4 protein-coding genes are annotated in these 3,013 nt (G+C 56.8%); all 4 read right to left on the reverse strand.

Annotated features, from left to right (window positions below; all coding sequences use genetic code 11):
• Positions 1-63 precede the first annotated feature (63 nt).
• Positions 64-957, reverse strand: coding sequence for an ABC transporter permease (locus tag VEB01_RS03280; protein ID WP_324872769.1), 894 nt, complete (start codon positions 955-957; stop codon positions 64-66).
• Positions 958-973: 16 nt separating this feature from the next.
• Positions 974-2,134, reverse strand: coding sequence for an ABC transporter permease (locus VEB01_RS03285; protein WP_324872772.1), 1,161 nt, complete (start codon positions 2,132-2,134; stop codon positions 974-976).
• A gap of 11 nt (positions 2,135-2,145) precedes the next feature.
• On the reverse strand, positions 2,146-2,850 hold the full coding sequence (locus VEB01_RS03290) for an ABC transporter ATP-binding protein (RefSeq protein ID WP_324872774.1): 705 nt from the start codon (positions 2,848-2,850) through the stop codon (positions 2,146-2,148).
• 37 nt (positions 2,851-2,887) lie between these two features.
• Positions 2,888-3,013 (reverse strand): transposase (locus VEB01_RS03295; protein ID WP_414675399.1); only part of this gene is annotated, 126 nt, incomplete at its 5' end.

Below are 3,013 nucleotides of genomic sequence, written 5' to 3' on the forward strand. Positions count from 1 at the left end.
AGCGGCACTGGCGAAAACTCAATGGCATTCCCCGCTTGGCTCAGGTTATCGAGGGAGTCGTGTTCAAGGACGGAGTTCGGGAAGACGCCGAGAAAATCGCCGCCTGAGTCCGCCCCGTACACAAAATTTGACCATTACTCCCCCGATAATCGCGCCCAGCGAAAAAATCACGCTCAACGTGATTCCCAGTATCTTCAGGAAATTCGCCAGCATTTCCGACTGCTCGGCGTAAAAGACCGTCTCCCGCTTGGCCTCCAGCTTCATGCGCGGATCAGTCTCGATACGGATTTTGAAAGACTCCAACAGCGAGGCATCGGCGAGCTTGACGATGACCGAGGAATAAGCCGTCCGCCGAAACGCCTGCATCAACTGCTCGGCATCGCCCCAGATTTCGGAGCTGAAGCCGGTGTTGCCTGCGTCCATGACACCGACGACGGTCCAATCGCGCATGCCGAAGCGAATCGTTTCTCCGATGCCTGCCCCTTTGAAATTCTCGGCGATCTTCTTTCCGGCGATGATTTCCGACGACCCGGCGCGAAACATCCGGCCCTCGGCCAAACGCACCTGCGGCCTTAGCATCAGCCCTTTTTCAGATAACCCGCGAATGGTGACATTGGAGGGCTTATCGCTGCCTCGCTTGGACAGGGTCATCAAAACCATGACCTCCTTGGACGCCAGCTTCGTTCCGTTTGGAGCGTACGCAACTTCTGGCGCGCTCTCGATAATCGAAGCTTGCTCCCGCTCGATCGAGCTTTGCACCTCCGTCTCCGATCCTTGTCGGATTAACACCACGTTGTCTTCGCTTCCGGTCGCCACCAAAGTCTGCTTGAGACCCTCGGTCAGCATTAACACGGTGGCAAATACATAGACGACCAGAGCCATCCCCGCCGCCGTCAAGACGGACGTGGCCTTGCGTGCCCACAAGCTCTTCCAGGAATAGGAGAACGGTATCTTCATGGTCGTTTCAACCGCGCTAACCGATGCTGCGCAAACCCTCGCTTACCGGAAAGGTAATCACGCGCCAAGCCGGAAATACCGCCGCGGCCAACCCGATCAGACAGGATGCGAGCAAGGCGAGCTCGATGGTTTGAGCGGAGACTTCGAACACCGGGAACAGGGTGCCGAATTTGGCGGCCAGGAAATCCGTGGCCGGGAATGCCGCCAGGATTCCGAGGATGCCCGAAATGATCGACAAAGCCAGCGATTCGCCCACGATGAGCCCGAGCAGATAGCGCGAGCCGAACCCGACGGCTTTGAGGGTCGCGTACTCGCGCTGGCGCTCGCGGGCGCTCATCGCCATGGTGTTCGCCATCACCGCCATGATGATGGCGATGACCACGAAGGACACGATCTTGATGGCGACCACGATGGCCTCGGTCATGGCTACGAAGCCGAGCTGGAACGCCTTCTCGGTTTCGGTCAAAGTCTCCGCGAGAGAGTTTTCGAAAAGGCGGTCCACGGCTTCCGAGAGTTCCGCCGCCCGCTCGGCCCGATCGATCCGGAGAATATAGACGCCGACCCGCTCGGCCCGGCTGGAATCCGTTTTCTTCAGCGTTTCGTTGAGATTGTCCCAGTGAAAGAAGAAGATCGTTTCATCGGTTTTCTTCTCCGCCCCGCGATAAATACCCCGCAAGACGAAGCTCCAACTTCCCGAATAGATGGTACCGCGCAGCGGAATTACATCGCCGATCTTCCAACCGTACTTTTCCGCCAGCTTACGGCCCGCGATCACGCCCTTTCGATCCTTTATGAAAGCCGATTTTTCCGCCTCCGGCAGAATAAATTCGGGGTAAAGCTCAAGATAGGTCTTCGGCTCGATAGCAAATTGGGGAAAAAAATTCCGCTCGTCGATATACACCCCACCGAACCAATTCGAGTAGCTGAGACCGGTAATTCCCTCTATTTGCCGGATTCGGTTGCCATAGCTGATCGGCAACGGAAACATCAACGAGATCGCATTGCGGGTGATCAGGCGATTGGCCGAAGTCGCCTCGGCCCCGGCATACCAAGCGTCGACCACGGTCCTTAGGAGAGCGAAAGCGATGATGGCGATGACGATGCCCAGCGCGGTCAGTCCCGTCCGGAGCTTGTGCCGAAAAAGGTTGCGGAAGGCGAGACGCAGGAAAAGCAGCATCGACTGAAGATTTAGACAGCGGCTATGTCGGCGCCCGAATCATTGGCGGTCAAGACCCCTTTATCCAAGTGCCGGATGGAATGCGCCTTTGCTGCGGCGCGCTGGTCGTGAGTCACCATGATGATGGTTTTGCCCAAATCCCCATTCAGATGCTCCATGAGATCCAGCACGTCTTCCGCGGATACGCGGTCCAAATCCCCGGTAGGCTCGTCCGCCACGATCAGAGTGGGATCGACGACCAGCGCGCGGGCAATTGCGACGCGTTGCTGCTGCCCTCCCGACAGTTGAGCCGGATAGTGATCCATCCGGTCCGTCAGGCCGACCATATCCAGGACCAAATCCACATGCTCCCGCCTTTCGCGCTTCGACAATCCGGTGAGCAATAGCGGAAGCTCGACGTTCTCGAATGCCGTCAGGACCGGCATCAAATTGTAGAACTGGAAAATGAATCCGACGTGGGCGGAACGCCAGTCGGTGAGATTCGATTCTGGCAGCTCTGCGATATTGATTCCGCCAACCCTGAGAACACCGCTGGTCGGCCGGTCGAGACCTGCGATCAGATTGAGCAAAGTGCTTTTACCGGAACCGGAGGGTCCCATGAGTGCGAGGAAGTCTCCTTCCTGGATGATCAAATTGATATCCGTGAGGACCGGGACGATCTGATCGCCCTTCCAGTAATGCTTGGTGAGGTTTTGGATTTCGACGATCGGATTCATGTGGCGGACAAAAGGAACCTCAGCCTAGGGCGTGTCCTCAATTGAGCCAGATAACGGCTGCAGTGAGAAAAATGGCGGCCAGAAAGTTGCAATCGGTTTTGTCATAGCGGGTAGCGATGGCGCGGAATTGCTTGAGTTTGCAGAAAAAATTCTCGATTAGGTG

Origin of the sequence: Methylocaldum sp., from assembly GCF_035627495.1 — a bacterium.
Taxonomy (GTDB): domain Bacteria; phylum Pseudomonadota; class Gammaproteobacteria; order Methylococcales; family Methylococcaceae; genus Methylocaldum.